Raw genomic sequence first — 17,787 nt, forward strand, 5'->3', positions numbered from 1 at the left:
CAAGGCCTGCGGCCGCCTCACGCCCGGCTCCAGGGCACATAGAGGAGGGGCAAGGGACTCACAAAGGGCTCGGCGTAGTCCACCCCCAGGTAGTTGCCAAAGTAGCGCCTAAGGGCCTTCCTGGCCTCCACCCCCTTGGGCCCCACGGTTTCGCTTACCCCCTCCCCGGCGAATTGGCTACGGTAGGCCAAAACGGCAGCCTCCCACTGGTCGATGAAAGCGGAGATCTTCACCAGGAAGCTCGGGGTAAAGGGGTGGTTGCCCGGGTAGAAGAAGAGCCGCTCCACCCGGTGGGGCTCAGCCTCCAAAGGGGCCTTCCTGAGGCCTGCCAGGTGCACCGCGGCCACCGCCAGGCGGCTTGCCGCGGTGTGGTCGGGGTGACGGTCGGCCTCGAGGGGAGCCAGCACGATCCGGGGGCGAAGCCACCTCAGGGCCTCCGCCAGGCGAAGCCTCTGCTCCGCCACATCGGCAAGCCCCCCGTCCGGCAGGCCCAGGTTGCCCCTATAGTCCAGCCCCAGGATGCGGCTGGCCTCGGCCACCTCCTTTTCCCGCTCCTCTGGGGTACCCTTGGTGCCCATCTCCCCCCGGGTGAGGTCCAAAATCCCCGTGGAAAGCCCCTCCGCCTTCGCCCGGGCCAGGGTGCCCCCACACCCTAGCTCCCCATCGTCGGGATGGGGGGCGATGACCAAAAGGTCAAGCATCCCGCACCTCCGCCTTCTCCCCCAGCCGCCTCTCCGTGCCTGCCTGAAGCCGCCTCAGGTTCTCCCGGTGGGTAAAGAAGATGAGGGCGGCCATCAGGGCCACGGTGAGCACCTCCCACGGGGGCCGCCCCAGGGCCAGGGCCAGCACCGTGGCCGCCACCCCGCCGGTCATGCTCCCCGCGGAGACATACCGGGTGAGGAGCATCACGGAAACCCCGATGGGGAAAGTCCATAGGGCCAGGACCGGGTCCAGCACCAAGAGGGTGCCGAAGCTGGTGGCCACCCCCTTCCCCCCCCGAAAGCCCAGGAAGACCGAGTAGTTGTGCCCTAGGACCGCGGCCAGGGCCACCCCCCCTAAAAGCGCCCCCTCGATCCCCACGGCCCGGGCGATGAGGACGGCGATGCCCCCCTTGAACACGTCAAAGAAGGCCACCACCAAGGCCGGACCCGGCCCCAAGGCCCGGAGCACGTTGGTGGCCCCGATGTTGCCTGAGCCCACCCTGCGGATGTCCACCCCGTAGGTCCTGGCCACCAGAACCCCAGCGGGGATCGAGCCAAAGAGGTACGCCACCCCAAGGACCAACACCGCGGACGCCATAGGGGGGATTTTAACTGCTGGCGGAGGTGTAGCTCCTGAGGGCCAGGCGGAAGAAGCCCCGCGCCAAGAGGAAAAGCAGCGCCGCCAAAACCAGGGCCAGAAAGGTCCCTTCTCCCCGGCCCAAGGCCATCTCCGCGGGCACGGTGGTGAGAAAGGCCACGGGCACCACGAAGGTGAAGAAGACCCGATAAAGGGCGGGATACGCCCCCACGGGGAAGCGTCCCGCCTCCAAAAGCCCCCTCAGGACCTCGGTGACGTTGTAGATCTTCACGAACCAGATGCTGGTGGTGGCTAGGAGAAACCAGAGGCTATAGAGCATCAAGGCCCCCAGCAGCCAGTACCCGGCGAAGGCCCCGTAGTCCCAAGGCCCTAGCCCAAGGCGCACCCCCGCATAGAGGAGAAGGCCCAACCCCAGGAGGACATCCCCAAGACCCCAAGGGGAAAAGGCCCTTAGGGAAAGCCAGAACTGGGGGTCCAGGGGCTTCAGGAGCACGAAGTCCAGGGTGCCCTGCTGCACGTGCTCCACGATCTTGTTGAGGTTGGGGGCCAAAAGGGTGCTCCCCAGGCCCTGGAGCAAGGTGAAGGCCGCCAGGACCACAAGGGCCTCCTCAAAGGCCCACCCCCCGGGCCGGTACCCCCCCTGGTAGAGGAGGAGAAGGCCGAAGAGGGCCCCCAACAGGGTGAGGGCTGAGGAGAGAAGGCCCAGGAGGAAGTTCAGGCGGTACTCCATCTCCGCGGCCAGGCTGAGGCGCAGAAAGAGCAGGAAGACCCGCAGGTAGCGCACAAGGACCATTACACCACGGGTAGACTGAAGGGGTGCGTGAGCCGCCCGTCATCCTCGCCCAAGACCTAACCAAGCACTACCGGGTGGCCTTGAAGGAGGAAACCCTGCTCGCCACCCTGCGCCACTTCTTCCTCCGCGAGTACCGCACGGTGCAGGCGGTGGAGGGGGTGAGCTTCCAGATCGCAAAAGGCGAGGTGGTGGGCTTCCTGGGCCCCAACGGGGCCGGCAAGACCACCACCTTGAAGATGCTCACCGGCCTGGTCCACCCCACAAGGGGCCAAGCCCTGGTGGGGGGGCATGTGCCCTGGCGGCGGGAGAAGGCCTTTTTGAAAAAGATCACCTTGGTGATGGGCAACAAGCAGCAGCTCATCTGGGACCTGCCCGCCATGGACACCTTCCGCCTCAACGCCGCCATCTACGAGATCCCCGAGGCCGAGTTCCGCAAGCGGGTTCTGGAACTCGCTGAGATGCTGGCCCTTACGGAAAAGCTCCACCAGCCCGTGCGCAAGCTCTCCCTGGGGGAGAGGATGAAGGCCGAGCTCCTGGCCGCCCTCCTCCACCGCCCCGAGGTCCTCTTCCTGGACGAGCCCACCCTGGGCCTGGACGTGAACGCCCAGGTGGCGGTGCGGGAGTTTGTGCGGGAGTACAACCGCCGCTATGGGGCCACGGTCCTCCTCACCAGCCACTACATGGCGGACATCGCCGCCCTGGCCGAGCGGGTCCTGGTCATCCACCAAGGAAGGCTCCTCTACGACGGGGCCTTGGAGGGGCTTCTGGACCGCTTCGCCCCTTACCGGGAGGTGGGGCTCACCCTGAAGGCGCCCCTCCCCCAGGAGGCCCTGGCCCCCTTCGGGGAGGTGCGGGAGCTAGAAGGGCGGGAGGCCAAGCTCCTGGTGCCCCGGGAAAGGCTCACGGAGAGGGTGGCGGAGATCCTCAGGAGGCTTCCCGTGGAGGACCTCGAGGTCCGGGAGCCCCCCCTAGAGGAGGTCATCGCCCGGGTCTTCCAGAGCCCAGTCCCGGCGGAGGAGGCATGAGGAAGGCAAGAACCCTCCTTTCCGTGTACCTGGCCTACATGCTGGAGTACCGGGCGGAGCTCTTCCTTTGGGCCTTGGCGGGGGCCCTGCCCCTCATCCTCCTCGGGGTCTGGACGGAAGCCGCCCGGAGCGGGGATTTCCCCTTAAGCCCCGGGGAGTTCGCCCGGTACTTCCTCATGGTTTTCCTGGTGCGCCAGGCCACGGTGGTCTGGGTGGTGTGGGAGTTCGAGCGGGACGTGGTGGAAGGGCGGCTTTCCTTCCGGCTGTTAAGGCCCCTAGACCCCTTTTTTGACCATCTGGCCGCCCACGTGGCCGAGCGCCTGGCCCGGCTTCCCTTTGTCGTGCTCCTCACCCTGCTCTTCTTCTGGCTCTTCCCCGAGGCCCGCTTCCTGCCCGACCCTAAGCCCTTCCTCCTGGGGCTTCTTTTCACCCTTTTGGCCTTCCTCCTCCGCTACCTGATGCAGTACACCACCGCCATGCTCACCTTCTGGAGCGAGCGGGCCTCGGCGGTGGAGGAGGTCTTCTTCCTCCTCTACCTCTTCCTCTCGGGGACCATCGCCCCCCTCGAGGTCTTCCCCGAGCCCCTGAGGGCCCTGGCTCTCCTCACCCCCTTTCCCTACCTGGTCTACCTGCCCGCAGGGCTCCTGGCGGGGCAGGAGGTGGGCCTCTTTCCCGGCGTCTGGGTGATGCTCTTCTGGGGCCTGGTCTTCCTCCTCCTCTGGCGGCTTCTCTGGCGCTTGGGCCTAAGGCGCTACTCGGGGATGGGGGCATAATGAGCCTATGGCCACCCGCTACCGCTTCCGCGTGGAGGAGTTTGAGCGGGCCTTCCGGGATGTACCCCGGGTGGAGCTCCTAAAGGGAGAGGTCTACCAGATGAGCCCCATTGGACCCAAGCACTTTCTTGCGGTGATGCGCCTCGACCATAGGTTGAAGGAGGCCCTCCAAGGAAAGGCCTTGGTGGCGGTGCAGTCCCCCCTTTACCTTTCGGAGGATTCCGAGTCCGAACCCGATCTCCTGGTGCTTCAACCTCCCCTGGAACGCTACGAGGGCCGGCTCCCCCGCCCTGAGGATGTTCTCCTCCTTGTGGAGGTCGCCGACACCTCCTTGGCGTTTGACCGGGAGGTGAAGCTTCCCCTCTACGCCGAGGCCGGCATCCCCGAGGTCTGGCTGGTGAACCTCAAGGAGAACCTCCTGGAGGTCTACCGGGAGCCCAAGGAGGGGCGCTACCGGGCCATCCGCCTCCTTTCCCCCTCCGAGACCGTAAGCCCCTTGGCCTTCCCCGAGGTCAGCCTGCCCTGGGCGTAGCCTCCCGCACCGGGTAGAGGAGGGCGTAGGCGTAGCCGTCGGTGAGGGCCTTTAGGGAGGCCTCGAGGATGTTCTCGCTGGCCCCCACGGTGGCGAAGCGCTCTTCTCCCCGCTTCATCTCCACCATCACCCGCACCCCGGAGTTGGTGCCCGCCTCCTGGCCCGCAAGGATGCGCACCTTATAGTCGGCAAGCTCCACGTCGGCAAGCTCCGGGTAAAACTGCAAGACCGCCTTGCGGAAGGCCTTATCCAGGGCGGAAACCGGGCCGAAGGGGCTTTCCGCCGCCGTGTGCTGCAAGCTTTCCCCCACCCTCACCCGCACCGTGGCCTCGGCCCAGGCGGTGGAGAGGCCCGAGCCGTGCACGAAAACGGAAAACCCCTCCACGGCAAAAGGCAAGCTACCCCCCTTGAGGCGGTGGGCCAGGAGGTAGAAGCTGGCCTCGGCCCCCTCAAAGGCGTAGCCCTCGTACTCCAAGGCCTTCACCTCGTCCAGGAGGCGCTTGGCCTCCTCCTTGGAGAGGTCCACCCCCAGCTCCTGCAGCTTGGCCAGGAGGTTGGAGCGCCCCGCCACATCGGAAACCAGAAACCGGCGGCTATTCCCTACCCAATCAGGAGGGATGTGCTCGTAGGTGCGGGGGTTCTTGAGGACGGCGGAAACGTGCACCCCCGCCTTGTGGGCAAAAGCCGACTCCCCCACGTAGGGGGCGCGGCGGTTGGGGGTCTGGTTGGCCCGCTCGTCCACGAAGTGGGAAAGCTCCTTCAGGCCCTTGAGCCGCTCCGGGGGGAGGGCGGGGATGCCGTACTTGAAGACCAAGGCGGGGAGGAAGCTGGTGAGGTTCAGGTTGCCGCACCGCTCCCCGTACCCGTTGATGGTGCCCTGGGCGTGGGTGGCCCCGGCCCGCACCGCCGCCAGGGCGTTGGCCACCGCCAGCTCGGCGTCGTTGTGGGGGTGGATGCCGATGCGCACCCCAGGAAAGCGCTCCACCACCGCTTTGGTGATGGCATAGACCTCCTCGGGCAAGGTGCCCCCGTTGGTGTCGCAGAGGACCAGGGTGTCGGCCCCCCCCTCCCGGGCGGCCTCGAGGGTTTCCAAAGCGTACCCAGGGTCCTCCTTGTACCCGTCGAAGAAGTGCTCGGCGTCGTAAATGACCCGCTTGCCCCGCTGGGCAAAGAAGGCCACCGTGTCCTGGATCATGCGGAGGTTCTCCTCCAAGGAGGTTTCCAAGGCCTCCAACACGTGCAGGGTCCAGCTCTTGCCGAAGAGGACCACCACCGGGGTTTCCGCCTCCAAAAGGGCCAGGACCGAGGGATCCTCCTCGGGAAGGAGGCCCTTCCGCCGCGTGGCGCCGAAGGCGCAAAGCCGGGCCTCCCCCAGGTCCACCCCCTTCATGCGCTGGAAGAACTCGGCGTCCTTGGGGTTGGACCCCGGCCAACCCCCCTCGATGAGGTGGATGCCGAAGGCGGCAAGCCGCCGGGCAATGGCCACCTTGTCGTCCACGGAAAGGCTGATGCCTTCCCCTTGGGTTCCGTCCCTCAGGGTGGTGTCGAGGATTTCCACCATCGCTTCCTTCCCCCTAAGGCCCCTCGCCCAACCAGGGGCCTCATCCTTTCGTCCAACGCCTCCTTCCGCCCCTCGGTGGAAGGCCCCACCCCGACGACGTCAGGGTGGGGTGGCCTCAAACCCCTCGCTGGACCTCCTCGATGGAGGGGGGGTGACGGGTGGCGCGGCCTGAGGCCAGCTTGCCCGCGGCGTCCAGGAAAGCCAGGGCGCTGGCCTCGATGATGTCGGGGGAAACCCCCACCCCCACCGCCTGGAGCTCCCCCAGGCGCAGGCGCACCGTCACCTGGCCTAAGGCCTCGGTGGAGCCGGTGATGGCCTCCACCCGGTAGAGCTCCAGCTCGGGCCTGAGGCCGATGGCCTCCTCCAAGGCCTTGTACACGGCGTCCACGGGGCCATCCCCGGTGTGGGTGGCCACCCGCACCCCATCGGGGGTCTTCACCTTCACCGTGGCCGTGGGCAGAAGGCCGGAGCCGGAGAAGAACTGCACGTGCTCCAGGGCGAAGAACTGGGAGGCGGGCTCCCGCTCGCTCTCCACCAGGGCCTGGAGCTCCTCGGCGGAGAGGGGGCCTTTCTTCTCGGCAATCTCCTTGAAGCGGGAGAAGAGGACCTTGAGCTGATCCTCGGTGAGGTCCTTGTAGCCCAGGTCCTCGAGGGCCTTCTTGAAGGCCGCCCGCCCCGAGTGCTTGCCCAGGACCAAAACCGCAGGCCGCCGCCCGATGAGCTCGGCGTCCATGATCTCGTAGGTGGAGCGGTGCTTCAGGACGCCATCCTGGTGGATCCCCGACTCGTGGGCGAAGGCGTTGTCCCCCACGATGGCCTTGTTGGGGGGCACGGGCATGCCGGTGTAGCGCTCCACCAGCCGGGAAACCCGGTAGATCTCTCGGGTGTTGATCTGGGTCTTGGCCTTGTACCAGTCCCGGCGCACGTAAAGGGCCATGACCACCTCTTCCAAGGAGGTGTTGCCCGCCCGCTCGCCGATGCCGTTAATGGTGCACTCCACCTGGCCCGCGCCGTTCTCGATGCCCGCCAGGGCGTTGGCGGTGGCCAGGCCCAGGTCGTCGTGGGTGTGGGTGGAGATGATCACGTTCCGGCCCCGCACCACCTCGTCGCGGATGCGGCGGATGAGGGCCCCGTACTCATTGGGCGTACCGTACCCCGTGGTATCGGGAATGTTGATGGTGGTGGCCCCGGCCTCGATGGCCACCTCGTAGAGGCGCTTCACGAAGTCCCAGTCCGCCCGCATCACGTCCTGGGCGGAAAACTCCACGTCGTCCACGTAACGCCTAGCGTAGCGGACCATCTGGTCCGCCATCTCCAAGACCTCCTCCTCGGTCTTCTTCAGCATGTATTCCAGATGGATCTTGGAGGCGGAGGTGAAGACGTGGATCCTGGGCTTCTCCGCCTTCTCCAGGGCCTTGGCCGCCTGGTCGATGTCCAGGGTGTGGGTGCGGGCCAAGGCGGCGATGATGGGCCCCTTTACCTCGGCGGCGATGCGGCGTACCGCCTCAAACTCCAAGGGCCCGGATACGGGGAAGCCCGCCTCAATGATGTCCACGTTGAGCCGGGCCAAAGCGTGGGCGATCTCCAGTTTCTGGTCCAGGGAAAGGGCCACCCCTGGGCTCTGCTCCCCATCCCTCAGCGTGGTGTCAAAGATCCGGATGTGCCTTTCCATTTCTCCCTCCCCAAAAACGCACCAGGCCCCCCACCTGGGGGGCCTTTTTGCCCAAGCTAGCCTACCTCCTCCAATACCCTTGCCCGCAGGAAGGGCATCATGGCGCGAAGCCTCGCCCCCACCTCCTCGATGGGGTGCTCCTTCCAGCGCTTGCGGTTCGCCTCCAAAACGGGCTGGCCCACCTGGTTTTCCAGCATCCACTCCCGGGCAAACTCCCCGGCCTGGATCTGCCGGAGGATCTCCCGCATGCGCCCCTTGGTCTCCTCCACCGGCACGGCCACCTCCCCCCGGGTGTAGTCCCCGTACTCGGCGGTGTTGGAGATGGAGTAGCGCATCCCGGCGAAGCCCGCCTCGTAGATGAGGTCCACGATCAGCTTCACCTCGTGCACCGTCTCGAAGTAGGCCATCTCCGGGGGATAGCCCGCCTCCACCAGGGTCTCAAACCCCGCCTGGATGAGCCGGGTCAGCCCCCCGCAGAGCACCGCCTGCTCCCCGAAGAGGTCGGTCTCCGTCTCGTCCTTGAAGGTGGTGGGGATCACCCCCGCCCGGGCGGCCCCGATGGCCTTAGCGTAGGCCAAGGCGGTGGGGAAGGCGGCTCCCGAGGCGTCCTGGTGCACCGCCACCAGGGCGGGCACCCCGCTTCCCTTCACGTACTCGCTCCGCACCAGGTGGCCCGGCCCCTTGGGGGCCACCATCCACACGTCCAGGTCCTTACGGGGTTTGATCTGGCCGAAGTGGACGTTGAAGCCGTGGGCGAAGGCCAAGGCCGCCCCCTCCCTTAGGTTGGGCTCGATCTCCTCCCGGTAGACCTTCCCTTGGGTTTCGTCGGGGAGGAGGACCATGACGATGTCCGCCTCCCGCACGGCCTCCGCCACGGGCAGCACCCTAAGCCCCGCCGCCTCCGCCTTGGCGAAGCTCTTGGAGCCGGGCCTGAGCCCCACCCTCACGTCCACCCCCGACTCCTTAAGGTTCAAGGCGTGGGCGTGACCCTGGGAGCCGAAGCCCAATACCGCCACCTTCTTGCCTTGGATGAAGCCTAGGTCCGCGTCGTGCTCGTAGTAGATCTTCATACCGCCTCCCGTTTTTCCCTGACCTTAAGGGTGCGCTCCCCCCGGCTCATGGCCACCGCACCGGTGCGCATGACCTCGAGGATCCCATAAGGCCTAAGGGCCTCGATGAAGGAGTCTACCTTTTTGGAGTCCCCGGTGAGCTCCAGGATCAGGCTCTTCTGGGCCACATCCACCACCCGGGCCCGGAAGGCCTCCTGGATGTCCTTCACCGCCAGCCTCTCCTCTACTCCAGCCACGTGCACCTTCACCAGCGCCAGCTCCCGCTCCACGTGGGGCTCGGAGTGGTCGGTCACCTTCAAAACCTCGATCAGGCGGTTCAGCTGCTTCTCCACCTGCTCCAGGGTGTGGTCGTCCCCGGAGACCACCAGGCTGATGCGGGAAAGCCCCGGCACGTGGGTGGTACCCACGGCCAGGCTCTCCAGGTTGAAGCCCCGGCGGGCGAACAGGCCGGTGATGCGGTTCAGCACCCGGGGGTGGTCCTGGACCAGGACCGAGATCACATGCCTCACGCCTCCACCTCCTCCCTTTCTGCAGGGTGCTCCAGGATCATATCCTCCGCGGCACCCCCCGCAGGGATCATGGGGAACACCCCCTCCTCGTGGTAGACCTTGAACTCCGCCACCACGGGGCCATCGGCGGAAAGCACAGCCTCCACCCCCTTCATCAGATCCTCCTTGCGCTCCACCCTAACCCCCTTGATGCCGTAAGCCTCGGCCAGGCGGGCGAAGTCGGGGTTGGAGTCCGCCAGGTAGACCTCGGAGTAGCGCCGGGCGTGGAAGAGGTCCTGCCACTGGCGCACCATGCCCAAGTAGCCGTTATTCAGGATCACCACCTTCACGTCCAGCCGGTACTTCACCAGGGTGGCCAGCTCCTGCAGGGTCATCTGGAAGGAGCCATCCCCGTCGAAGTCGATGACCAACTCCTCGGGGCGGGCCACCTTGGCCCCGATGGCGAAGGGCAGACCCACCCCCATGGTGCCGAGGCCCCCGCTGGTGATGAAGCTCCTGGGTCGGGACACGGGGAAGAACTGGGCGGCAAACATCTGGTGCTGCCCCACCCCGGTGGTGACGACGGCCTGTCCCCCCGTGGCCTCGTGGAAGGCCCGGATCACCTCCTGGCTCTGCAGGTGGGGCCGGGGGCGCCAGCGCAAAGGGTGCCGGGTGCGCCACTCTTCCAGCTCCCGCCACCAAGCGGCCAGCTTGAGGGGCTTAGCCCCCTTCAAGAGCTCCCGGAGAACCAGCTTGGCATCCCCCACAATGGGCACGTGGGTGCGCACCACCTTGCCGATCTCGGCGGGGTCGATGTCCACGTGGATGATGGTGTGGGCGTGGGGGGCGAAGCGGGAGACCTTCCCCGTGACCCGGTCGTCGAAGCGGAGGCCGATGGCCAGGATCACGTCCGCGTGGTGGATGGCCCGGTTGGCGGCCACGGTGCCGTGCATGCCCGGCATCCCCAGCCAAAGGGGGTGATTGCCAGGGAAGGCCCCCAGGCCCATGAGGGTGGTGATCACCGGGATGCCCGTCCGCTCGGCAAAGGCCAGGAGCTCCCCATGGGCGTGCTGGGCCCCACCCCCCACCATGAGGATGGGCCTTTCCGCCTTCTCCAGGGCATCCAGGGCCCGCTCGATCTGCTTGGGGTGGCCCTTGGTGGTGGGCTTGTAGCCGGGAAGGTCCAGCTCCACGTCAAAGGTACCGGTGAATTCCGCCAGCTGCACATCCTTGGGCAGATCGATCAGCACCGGCCCTGGCCTTCCCGTGGAGGCGATGTGGAAAGCCTCCCGCACCACCCGGGGGATGTCGTTCACCTCCTGCACCAGGTAGTTGTGCTTGGTGATGGGCATGGTCACCCCGGTCACGTCCGCCTCCTGGAAGGCGTCGGTACCGATGAGGGCCCGGGGCACGTTCCCGGTGATGGCCACCACCGGGGTGGAGTCCATGAAGGCATCCGCCAGGCCGGTCACCAGGTTCAAGGCCCCGGGACCGCTGGTGGCCATCACCACGCCCACCCGCCCCGAGGCGCGGGCGTAGGCGGTGGCCGCGTGAATGCCTCCCTGCTCGTGCCGCACCAGGATGTGGCGGATCTTGCTGTCGTAGAGGGCGTCGTAGGTGGGCATGATGGCCCCGCCCGGATGACCGAAGATCACCTCCACCCCCTCCCGCTCCAGCGCCTTCAAAAGTGCCTCCGATCCCTTCATCTCCCCCTCCTAAACCAAAACCCCCCGGGTTCTCCGGGGGGTTTTGGATGCGCCCTAAAACGCTACACCCTACCCCCCGCTGGCCCTACGATTAGGACCAGGCCTAGGGATAGGACGAGGCCGAAGCGCATCTTGGGCTTTATCCTAGCCCTCTTTGTGAAGGGTGTCAAGAGCCCAAGCGGCGGGCAATGGCGGCTATCGCCACTCTTGCGTGCTCCCGGCCGTTTTCGATAAACACCGTGCGGGTGTCCGGTCCAAAGGCACTGGAGCCGATGGCGAAAAGCCCCTTGCGGGAGGTTTCCCATTCCGGGGAAAGCCAGGGTTTCTCCCCCTCGTAGCGCACCCCGGCCCGCCTAAGGAGCTGGTCTTCCGCCCGGTAGCCGATCTGGACCAGAACAAAGTCCGCCTCCAAAAAGGCTTCTCCCTGAGGCGTGTCCAGAAGGAGCCCTTCCTGGGTGATGGCCCGCACCCGGGCCTCCATCACCGCTCCTATGCTTCCCTCCTTCACGCGGTTTTCAAAGTCGGGCAGGAGCCAGTACTTCACGCTGGGCCGGACCCACTTCCCCCGGTGCACCAGGGTGACCCGAGCCCCGGCCCGGTACAGGTCCAAGGCCGCCTCCACCGCGGAGTTGCTCCCCCCCACCACCGTTACCCTTTGCCCGAAAAAGGGAAAGGCCTCCTCGTAGCGGAAAAGGACGTGGGGAAGCTCCTCCCCCGGCACCCCCAGGCGGTTGGGGTTGCCGAAGTATCCCGTGGCCAGAACCACGTAGCGGGCGGCGAAGGCCTTTTCCCCCTTGCGGTCCCGCGCCCAAACCCGAAAGGCCCCCTCCTCCCCCTCCACCCGCAGGGCCTCGGTGTAGGGCAACACCCGCAGCCCCTCCCTTTCCGCCACCTGCTGGTAGTAGCGCAGGGCCTCGAGGCGTGTAGGCTTGGGCCCCTGGGACACCAGGGGATGGCCCCCGATCTCGATGTTTCGGGACTCGGAGAAGAAGACCATTTGCCGGGGAAAGCGGTAGATGGTCTCCGCCACCGCCCCCCGCTCCAGCACCAGGTGGGAAAGCCCCAGGCGCTTGGCCTCCAAAGCCGCCGCCAGGCCAACCGGTCCCGCCCCCACCACCAGCACGTCCACCATGCCCTAGAGTCTAAGGGACCTTGTAGACTTTCTCCCATGGAGTGGCTCACCAACCCCGAGGTCTGGCTGGCCCTGGTCACCCTCACGGTCCTGGAGGTGGTGCTGGGGGTGGACAATGTCATCTTCATCAGCATCCTGGCCTCCAAGCTTCCCAAGGAAGAGCAGGACCGGGCCCGGGTGGTGGGCATCTCCCTGGCTGCGGTGACCCGCATCCTCGTCCTCCTCTCCATCGCCTGGATCATGGCCCTCAAGAAACCCCTCTTCGCCTTCTTAGGCCACGAGATCACGGGCAAGGACCTGGTGCTTGTCAGCGGGGGGCTTTTCCTCATCTACAAATCGGTGAAGGAAATTCACGAGAAGCTGGAAGGCGAGCCCGGCCACGCCGTGAAGAGGGTAGCCCCTTCTTTCGCCGCGGTGATCGGCCAGGTGCTCCTCCTGGACATCGTCTTCTCCATCGACTCCGTCATCACCGCCGTGGGCCTCACCCGCTTCGTACCCGTTATGGTGGCGGCCATCCTCCTCTCCGTGGCCATCATGCTCTGGGCCTCCAAGGGCATCTACGCCTTCGTGAACCGCCACCCCACGGTGAAGATGCTGGCCCTCTCCTTTCTCCTCCTCATCGGCTTCACCTTGGTGGCCGAGGGGACAGGGGTGCACATCCCCAAGGGCTACATTTACTTCGCCATGGCCTTCGCCGTCTTCGTGGAGTGGCTCAACCTGCGCGCTGGGCTTAGGGGAAAGCCGGTGAAGCTCCACGAGCCCTACGAGGAGGAGGCGTAAAATCGGGGTCGGAGGTGTTTTATGGAATACCGGATCGAGCGGGACACCATGGGCGAGGTCAGGGTGCCGGCGGATCGCTACTGGGGAGCCCAGACCCAGCGCTCCCTGGAGCACTTCAAGATCGGGGCCTACCGTTTCCGCATGCCCCTAGAGGTCATTAGGGCCTACGGAATGCTGAAGAAAGCCGCCGCCCGGGCCAACTGGGAGCTGGGGGAGCTACCCGAAGAGATCGCCAAGGCCATCATCCAAGCGGCCGAGGAGGTCATCCAGGGCAAGCTGGACGACCACTTCCCCCTGGTGGTTTTCCAGACCGGTTCGGGCACCCAGACCAACATGAACGTGAACGAGGTCATCGCCAACCGGGCCTCAGAGCTCTTAGGGCACCCTTTGGGCTCCAAGTACGTCCACCCCAACGACCACGTGAACCGGGGGCAGAGCTCCAACGACACCTTCCCCACCGCCATGTACGTGGCCACCGCCCTTGCCCTCCACAGGCACCTCTACCCGGCGGCGGAAGGCCTCATCGCCACCTTTGAGGAGAAAGCCAAGGTCTTTGACAGCATTGTGAAGGTGGGGCGCACCCACCTCATGGACGCGGTGCCCATCACCCTGGGCCAGGAAGTAGGGAGCTGGGCGGCCCAGCTTAGGAACACCCTAGCCATGGTGAAGGAGGCGGAAAAAGGCCTCTACAATCTGGCCATCGGAGGCACGGCGGTGGGGACGGGCCTGAACGCCCACCCCCGGTTCGGAGAAAAGGTGGCCCAGTACCTGGCGGAGGAGACCGGCCTCCCCTTCCGGGTAGCCGAAAACCGCTTCGCCGCCCTGGCGGCCCACGACGAGCTGGTGCACGTCATGGGAGCCCTCAGGACCATGGCCGGGGCCCTCATGAAGATCGGCAACGACATCCGCTGGCTGGCCTCGGGGCCCTACGGGGGCATCGGGGAGCTCTTCATCCCCGCCAACGAACCTGGAAGCTCCATCATGCCTGGCAAGGTGAACCCCACCCAGGTGGAGGCCCTCACCATGGTGGCGGTGCGGGTTTATGGCAACGACCACGCGGTGGCCTTCGCCGGCAGCCAGGGGAACTTCCAGCTGAACGTCTACAAGCCCGTTATGGTGGACGCGGCCCTCGAGTCCATCAAGCTTTTGGCCGATGCCATGGAGTCCTTCAACGAGCACCTGGCCAAGGGCATGGAGCCCAACCTGGAGCGGATCGAGGAACATCTCCAGAAGAACCCCATGCTGGCCACGGCCCTCAACAAGGCCATCGGCTACGATAGGGCAGCGGAGATCGTCAAGAAGGCCATCAAGGAGAAGAAGACCCTGAAGCAGGCCGCTTTGGAGCTGGGTTACCTCACGGAAGAGGAGTTCGACCGCATCGTGGTGCCCATGCGGCTGGCCAAGCCCCACGAGGGCTAGGCGCCTCCCTTTGTGAGAAGGCCCACCTCGCCCGGAGGTGGGCCCATTATAGTAGGGGCTGGAGGTGCGTTATGCCGTATCCGTTCAAGCTTCCCGATCTGGGCTACCCCTACGAGGCCCTCGAGCCCCACATCGACGCCAAGACCATGGAGATCCACCACCAGAAGCACCACGGGGCCTACGTGACCAACCTCAACGCCGCTTTGGAGAAGTACCCCTACCTGCACGGGGTGGAAGCGGAGGTTCTCCTGCGCCACCTGGCCGCTCTCCCCGCCGACATCCAGACCGCGGTGCGCAACAACGGGGGTGGCCACCTGAACCACAGCCTCTTCTGGGAGCTCCTCACCCCAGGCGGCGCCCAGGAGCCCGTGGGGGAGCTGAAGAAAGCCATTGAGGAGCAGCTTGGCGGCTTCCAAGCCCTTAAGGAGCGGCTCACCCAAGCGGCCATGACCCGCTTCGGCTCCGGCTGGGCCTGGCTGGCCAAGGACCCCTTCGGCAAGCTCCACGTCTTCTCCACCGCCAACCAGGACAACCCGGTGATGGAAGGCTTCACCCCCATCGTGGGCATCGATGTGTGGGAGCACGCCTACTACCTGAAGTACCAAAACCGCCGGGCCGACTACCTGCAGGCCATCTGGAACGTGATCAACTGGGACAAGGCGGAAGAGATTTACAAGCGGGGCTAAGCCTAACCTCTTCGGCCCGGGGCCCTGGGCCCCGGGCTACTTCTTTAGAATGCGCTTCACCGCCTCCTCCAAGGCCTCCACCGCTTCCCGCACCCGCCAAGCTCTCTTTTCCCGCACCCCGGCGGGGTTGGAGATGGCCCTAAGCTCCACCCCCCGCACCCCCAGGGCCAGGCAGGCCCGGGCAAAGGCCGCCCCCTCCATGCTCTCCACCTGAGCCCCCCACTGCCGGGCGAGGGCCTCCGCCTCTTCCGGGCCTTCCGAGACCAGGTCCCGGGTGAGGCCCACCACCACCTTGAGGCCCAGGGCCTGGGCGAGTTCCTGGGTGAGGCCAGGGTCCAGGGGAAATCGGTTGTAGTAGCGCCTTTCCCCCACCTGCAAAGCGGGGAAGCCTAGGGGCTCCAGGCCCGCCCTCAGCCCCAGGTCCGCCTCCACCTCCTCCCCTACCAGGACCACGGCCCCGGGGGCAAGCCCCGTACCCGGGTAGGCCCCGGCGACGCCGAAGAGGAGGGCCTTCTCCACCGGGTTTTGGCCGGCCCAGGCCGCCAGGGTGAGGGTGGCGTTCACCTTGCCGATGCCGGTTTCCAGGTAGAGGAAGCCCTCACCCCTGAGCCCTTTGCGCCCCAGAAAGGTAAAGGGCTCACCCCGGAGGAAAGGGGCCTCGAGGGCCGTGGGGGAAAGGAGGAGCCACACTACTCCACCACCTTGAACCCCAGGGCCTCGGCCCGCTCCACGAAGAACTGGATGTTCTCCCCCTTCACCTCACCCCCCAGGCTCTTGCGGTCGAAGGCCTCCTCCGCCGCCAGGATCATGGTCTCCGCCAGGCAGGCGGGCACCTGGTCAGGGGCGCCGAAGTGGAGGTCCAAGGTGGCCCTGGCCGCCCCGGGAAGCCGCACCACGCCGCCGGGGATGACCCGCACCCCCGGCACCTCCCGCACCGAGGGGTGGACGTCCGGGGGCACCCCCTCGTCGTAAATCCAGGCCCCGGGCTTCACGTGCTGGGGGTAGATGACGGCCCCTGGGTCGCTGGTGGCGGTGAAGACCAGGTCGGCTTCCCGGATGGCCGCCACCTCCGTGGTCACCAGGATCTCCGGGGCCTGGCCCTTGCGCTCCAGGTTGCGCTTCAAGCTCTCCGCCGCCCGTTCCAGGCGCTCCCTATCCCGGCCCACCAGGATGAGCCGGCCCACCAGGGGGGCGATCTGGCGGGCGATGCCGAAGGCCACCACCCCGTTGGCCCCCACCACCGCCGCTGTGGTCTTCTTCAGGTCCTTGCCGCTTCCGGCGAAGTGGGCCAGGATGGCGGGGATGGCGGCTTTCACCGTGCCCGCGGTGTAGGCCCCGCCGTTGGTCACCTCGATCCCCGGCACCGCCTCCTGCACCGCCTTCCCCTTCTCCCCCACCACACTCCAGAAGGCCCCAAGGCCCACCACCGTGGCCCCAAGCTCCTGGGCGAGCCTTGCCCCCTGGATGGCCCTCTTCACCGCCAGCTCCGGCTTGCCCTTGATCTGGTGGGGCAGGAGGGGGGCGGAGATGAGGTGGCAGAGCACCTCCCGGCCGTCCGCGGTCTTCACCCCCCGCACCTCCCCCACCTTCATGGGGCGGAAGCGCTCGGCCAAACGCTCCACCCACGCCTGCGGGAGAAGACCCAGGCGCACCAAGGGCCTCGCCCAGCGAAAGCGGGGGCTCTGCCAGAAGTCCTCGAGGGTCAGGGGATGGATGAGGAAAGCGCAGACCACCTGCTTTTCCGAAGGCAGGGGCAAGGGGTTTCCCAGCTTGGGCTCGGTGCCCTCCAGGATGCGCCCCAGGTTCTCCTTGTAGCGCCAAAGGGCAAGGAGGAAAAGGAGGCCGGAAAGAAGCTTCTCCTGAAGCCCAAAACTCCCGAAGAAAGCGACCCCCAAGAGGCCCAAGGGAAGCCCCAAAGCCCCCAAGGAGGCATAACCCGTGAGGGCATAAAGGGCGATGGCCAGGGCCACGGGCACCATGCCCAGGGCCGGCGCCAAGGGGAGGCCCGCCAAAATCCCCAGGAGTACCCCTGCCCCTTTGGCCCTTAGGGGCCAGGGGTCGCGGAAGAAAAGGGGGTAGAGGTGGCCTAGGTAAACGGCCACCCCCAGGGCCAAAAGCTCCGGGAGGCCAAGGCCCAGGGCCCGGCCCAGAAGGAGAGGCAGGAAACCTTTGAGGAAGTCCAGGAGGAAGGCCAGCAGGGTTAGCCCCAGGCCGAGGTGCTTCAAAGCGCTTTCCAGGCCCAGGGTGTAGGGGCTCGCCGTGCGCGGGTCCACCCCGCGCCTTTGGGCCAGCCAGTACCCCAGGGGCAAGGAGCCCACGGCATAGGCAAGAGGCAGGAATACAGCCGTCATCGCAGGTAGTTTAGCCCGGCCACTGCCCCGCCCGTGAGGAGGAGAACGATGAGCCCTGCCGCCAGGACTCCTAGGGAGATGGCCAGGAAGGCGTAGCGACGTTTCAGACCCAAGATCACGGCCAAAATGGCTCCGCTCCAGGCTCCGGTGCCGGGAAGGGGCACGGCCACGAAAAGGAAAAGGCCCAAAGCTCCAAGCCGCTGCACCTGCTCCTCTCCCCGGAGGCGGACGCGGGCCTCGAGGGCCTCCCAGGCCCGCGCCAGAACGGGCACCCGCGTGAGGACCCCCACCGCCCAGGGCAGCAGGGCCAAGGCCAAGGGGGCCACCAAGAGGTTGCCGAGGAGGCTCAGCCAAAACGCCTTGGCCAGGGGCATCCCCATGGCCACCCCCAAAGGGATGGCTCCCCGGAGCTCCACCACCGGCAAGGCGGCCACCAACATCACGTAAAGCTCAGGCGGCATAAAGGAAAAGGCCTGCCGCCCCTTCCAGCCCCAAGCGGA

General features: G+C 66.5%; 18 protein-coding genes. 6 read left to right on the forward strand and 12 right to left on the reverse strand.

The genetic code is table 11. The features are described 5' to 3' along the window. Window positions 1–17: 17 nt before the first annotated feature. The 3 genes from bshB1 to L1088_RS00760 are packed head-to-tail and all read right to left on the reverse strand — an operon-like array spanning window position 18 to window position 2,092. Window positions 18–701 (reverse strand): bacillithiol biosynthesis deacetylase BshB1, encoded by a 684-nt coding sequence (gene bshB1 / locus L1088_RS00750; protein ID WP_234553299.1) that lies wholly within the window; start codon window positions 699–701, stop codon window positions 18–20. Next, window positions 694–1,299 (reverse strand): glycerol-3-phosphate 1-O-acyltransferase PlsY, encoded by a 606-nt coding sequence (plsY, locus tag L1088_RS00755; protein ID WP_234553300.1) that lies wholly within the window; start codon window positions 1,297–1,299, stop codon window positions 694–696. Before plsY ends, bshB1 begins: the two co-directional genes overlap by 8 nt. 10 nt (window positions 1,300–1,309) lie before the next feature. Then, window positions 1,310–2,092: an ABC transporter permease gene (locus L1088_RS00760; RefSeq protein WP_234553301.1), complete on the reverse strand. Its 783-nt coding sequence runs from the start codon at window positions 2,090–2,092 to the stop codon at window positions 1,310–1,312. A gap of 23 nt (window positions 2,093–2,115) precedes the next feature. On the opposite strand from L1088_RS00760, the gene L1088_RS00765 reads away from it, so the two are divergent. Genes L1088_RS00765 through L1088_RS00775 form a run of 3 tightly spaced genes read left to right on the forward strand, consistent with a single transcriptional unit; the run spans window position 2,116 to window position 4,422 of the window. Then, window positions 2,116–3,117: an ABC transporter ATP-binding protein gene (locus L1088_RS00765; protein ID WP_234553302.1), complete on the forward strand. Its 1,002-nt coding sequence runs from the start codon at window positions 2,116–2,118 to the stop codon at window positions 3,115–3,117. Continuing rightward, window positions 3,114–3,890, forward strand: coding sequence for an ABC transporter permease (locus L1088_RS00770; protein ID WP_234553303.1), 777 nt, complete (start codon window positions 3,114–3,116; stop codon window positions 3,888–3,890). The genes L1088_RS00765 and L1088_RS00770 overlap by 4 nt, the downstream gene beginning before the upstream one ends. A gap of 7 nt (window positions 3,891–3,897) precedes the next feature. After that, window positions 3,898–4,422 (forward strand): Uma2 family endonuclease, encoded by a 525-nt coding sequence (locus L1088_RS00775; protein WP_234553304.1) that lies wholly within the window; start codon window positions 3,898–3,900, stop codon window positions 4,420–4,422. Here L1088_RS00775 and cimA read toward each other — a convergent pair. The 6 genes from cimA to L1088_RS00805 all read right to left on the reverse strand — a co-directional run bounded on the left by cimA (window position 4,403) and on the right by L1088_RS00805 (window position 12,051). Further along, complete coding sequence (gene cimA / locus L1088_RS00780; protein WP_234553305.1) at window positions 4,403–5,983, reverse strand: citramalate synthase; 1,581 nt, start codon at window positions 5,981–5,983, stop codon at window positions 4,403–4,405. The genes L1088_RS00775 and cimA overlap by 20 nt on opposite strands. Window positions 5,984–6,098: 115 nt before the next feature. After that, window positions 6,099–7,655: a 2-isopropylmalate synthase gene (locus L1088_RS00785; protein ID WP_038047056.1), complete on the reverse strand. Its 1,557-nt coding sequence runs from the start codon at window positions 7,653–7,655 to the stop codon at window positions 6,099–6,101. A gap of 56 nt (window positions 7,656–7,711) precedes the next feature. Beyond that, complete coding sequence (gene ilvC, locus L1088_RS00790; protein ID WP_234553306.1) at window positions 7,712–8,725, reverse strand: ketol-acid reductoisomerase; 1,014 nt, start codon at window positions 8,723–8,725, stop codon at window positions 7,712–7,714. Next, window positions 8,722–9,234 carry an acetolactate synthase small subunit gene (ilvN, locus tag L1088_RS00795; RefSeq protein WP_038042849.1) on the reverse strand — a complete coding sequence of 171 codons (513 nt, stop codon included), beginning with the start codon at window positions 9,232–9,234 and terminating at the stop codon, window positions 8,722–8,724. The genes ilvC and ilvN overlap by 4 nt, the downstream gene beginning before the upstream one ends. Next, complete coding sequence (ilvB, locus tag L1088_RS00800; RefSeq protein ID WP_234553307.1) at window positions 9,231–10,919, reverse strand: biosynthetic-type acetolactate synthase large subunit; 1,689 nt, start codon at window positions 10,917–10,919, stop codon at window positions 9,231–9,233. The genes ilvN and ilvB overlap by 4 nt, the downstream gene beginning before the upstream one ends. Window positions 10,920–11,085: 166 nt before the next feature. Next, window positions 11,086–12,051, reverse strand: coding sequence for a YpdA family putative bacillithiol disulfide reductase (locus tag L1088_RS00805; protein ID WP_234553308.1), 966 nt, complete (start codon window positions 12,049–12,051; stop codon window positions 11,086–11,088). A gap of 36 nt (window positions 12,052–12,087) precedes the next feature. Here L1088_RS00805 and L1088_RS00810 point away from each other — a divergent pair, with 36 nt between their 5' ends. The 3 genes from L1088_RS00810 (at window position 12,088) to L1088_RS00820 (ending at window position 14,936) form a co-directional block, all read left to right on the forward strand. Beyond that, window positions 12,088–12,831 (forward strand): TerC family protein, encoded by a 744-nt coding sequence (locus L1088_RS00810; protein ID WP_234553309.1) that lies wholly within the window; start codon window positions 12,088–12,090, stop codon window positions 12,829–12,831. Window positions 12,832–12,852: 21 nt separating this feature from the next. Continuing rightward, a complete protein-coding gene (gene fumC, locus L1088_RS00815) occupies window positions 12,853–14,250 on the forward strand; it encodes a class II fumarate hydratase (protein ID WP_234553310.1) in 1,398 nt (465 codons plus the stop codon). 71 nt (window positions 14,251–14,321) lie between these two features. Continuing rightward, a complete protein-coding gene (locus tag L1088_RS00820; RefSeq protein WP_234553311.1) occupies window positions 14,322–14,936 on the forward strand; it encodes a superoxide dismutase in 615 nt (204 codons plus the stop codon). Between the two features lie 36 nt (window positions 14,937–14,972). Here the strand turns inward: L1088_RS00820 and mqnB are convergent, their stop codons facing one another. Genes mqnB through L1088_RS00835 form a run of 3 tightly spaced genes read right to left on the reverse strand, consistent with a single transcriptional unit; the run spans window position 14,973 to window position 17,748 of the window. Further along, complete coding sequence (gene mqnB, locus L1088_RS00825; RefSeq protein WP_234553312.1) at window positions 14,973–15,626, reverse strand: futalosine hydrolase; 654 nt, start codon at window positions 15,624–15,626, stop codon at window positions 14,973–14,975. Continuing rightward, complete coding sequence (locus L1088_RS00830; protein WP_234553313.1) at window positions 15,626–17,287, reverse strand: glycerol-3-phosphate acyltransferase; 1,662 nt, start codon at window positions 17,285–17,287, stop codon at window positions 15,626–15,628. The genes mqnB and L1088_RS00830 overlap by 1 nt, the downstream gene beginning before the upstream one ends. Then, window positions 17,284–17,748 carry a COG2426 family protein gene (locus tag L1088_RS00835; protein WP_234553314.1) on the reverse strand — a complete coding sequence of 155 codons (465 nt, stop codon included), beginning with the start codon at window positions 17,746–17,748 and terminating at the stop codon, window positions 17,284–17,286. Before L1088_RS00835 ends, L1088_RS00830 begins: the two co-directional genes overlap by 4 nt. Between the last annotated feature and the right edge of the window lie 39 nt (window positions 17,749–17,787).

This window comes from Thermus caliditerrae, assembly GCF_021462525.1.
Taxonomy (GTDB): Bacteria; Deinococcota; Deinococci; order Deinococcales; family Thermaceae; genus Thermus; species Thermus caliditerrae.

Bases quoted from the DNA above. Each gene is read 5' to 3' on its own strand.
- cimA (WP_234553305.1), bottom strand. From the start codon at position 5,983: ATGGTGGAAATCCTCGACACCACCCTGAGGGACGGAACCCAAGGGGAA.
- ilvB (WP_234553307.1), bottom strand. From the start codon at position 10,919: ATGAAGGGATCGGAGGCACTTTTGAAGGCGCTGGAGCGGGAGGGGGTG.
- L1088_RS00830 (WP_234553313.1), bottom strand. From the start codon at position 17,287: ATGACGGCTGTATTCCTGCCTCTTGCCTATGCCGTGGGCTCCTTGCCC.
- L1088_RS00785 (WP_038047056.1), bottom strand. From the start codon at position 7,655: ATGGAAAGGCACATCCGGATCTTTGACACCACGCTGAGGGATGGGGAG.
- L1088_RS00770 (WP_234553303.1), top strand. From the start codon at position 3,114: ATGAGGAAGGCAAGAACCCTCCTTTCCGTGTACCTGGCCTACATGCTG.
- L1088_RS00820 (WP_234553311.1), top strand. From the start codon at position 14,322: ATGCCGTATCCGTTCAAGCTTCCCGATCTGGGCTACCCCTACGAGGCC.
- bshB1 (WP_234553299.1), bottom strand. From the start codon at position 701: ATGCTTGACCTTTTGGTCATCGCCCCCCATCCCGACGATGGGGAGCTA.
- L1088_RS00835 (WP_234553314.1), bottom strand. From the start codon at position 17,748: ATGCCGCCTGAGCTTTACGTGATGTTGGTGGCCGCCTTGCCGGTGGTG.
- plsY (WP_234553300.1), bottom strand. From the start codon at position 1,299: ATGGCGTCCGCGGTGTTGGTCCTTGGGGTGGCGTACCTCTTTGGCTCG.
- L1088_RS00810 (WP_234553309.1), top strand. From the start codon at position 12,088: ATGGAGTGGCTCACCAACCCCGAGGTCTGGCTGGCCCTGGTCACCCTC.
- L1088_RS00775 (WP_234553304.1), top strand. From the start codon at position 3,898: ATGGCCACCCGCTACCGCTTCCGCGTGGAGGAGTTTGAGCGGGCCTTC.
- fumC (WP_234553310.1), top strand. From the start codon at position 12,853: ATGGAATACCGGATCGAGCGGGACACCATGGGCGAGGTCAGGGTGCCG.
- L1088_RS00760 (WP_234553301.1), bottom strand. From the start codon at position 2,092: ATGGTCCTTGTGCGCTACCTGCGGGTCTTCCTGCTCTTTCTGCGCCTC.
- L1088_RS00805 (WP_234553308.1), bottom strand. From the start codon at position 12,051: ATGGTGGACGTGCTGGTGGTGGGGGCGGGACCGGTTGGCCTGGCGGCG.
- ilvC (WP_234553306.1), bottom strand. From the start codon at position 8,725: ATGAAGATCTACTACGAGCACGACGCGGACCTAGGCTTCATCCAAGGC.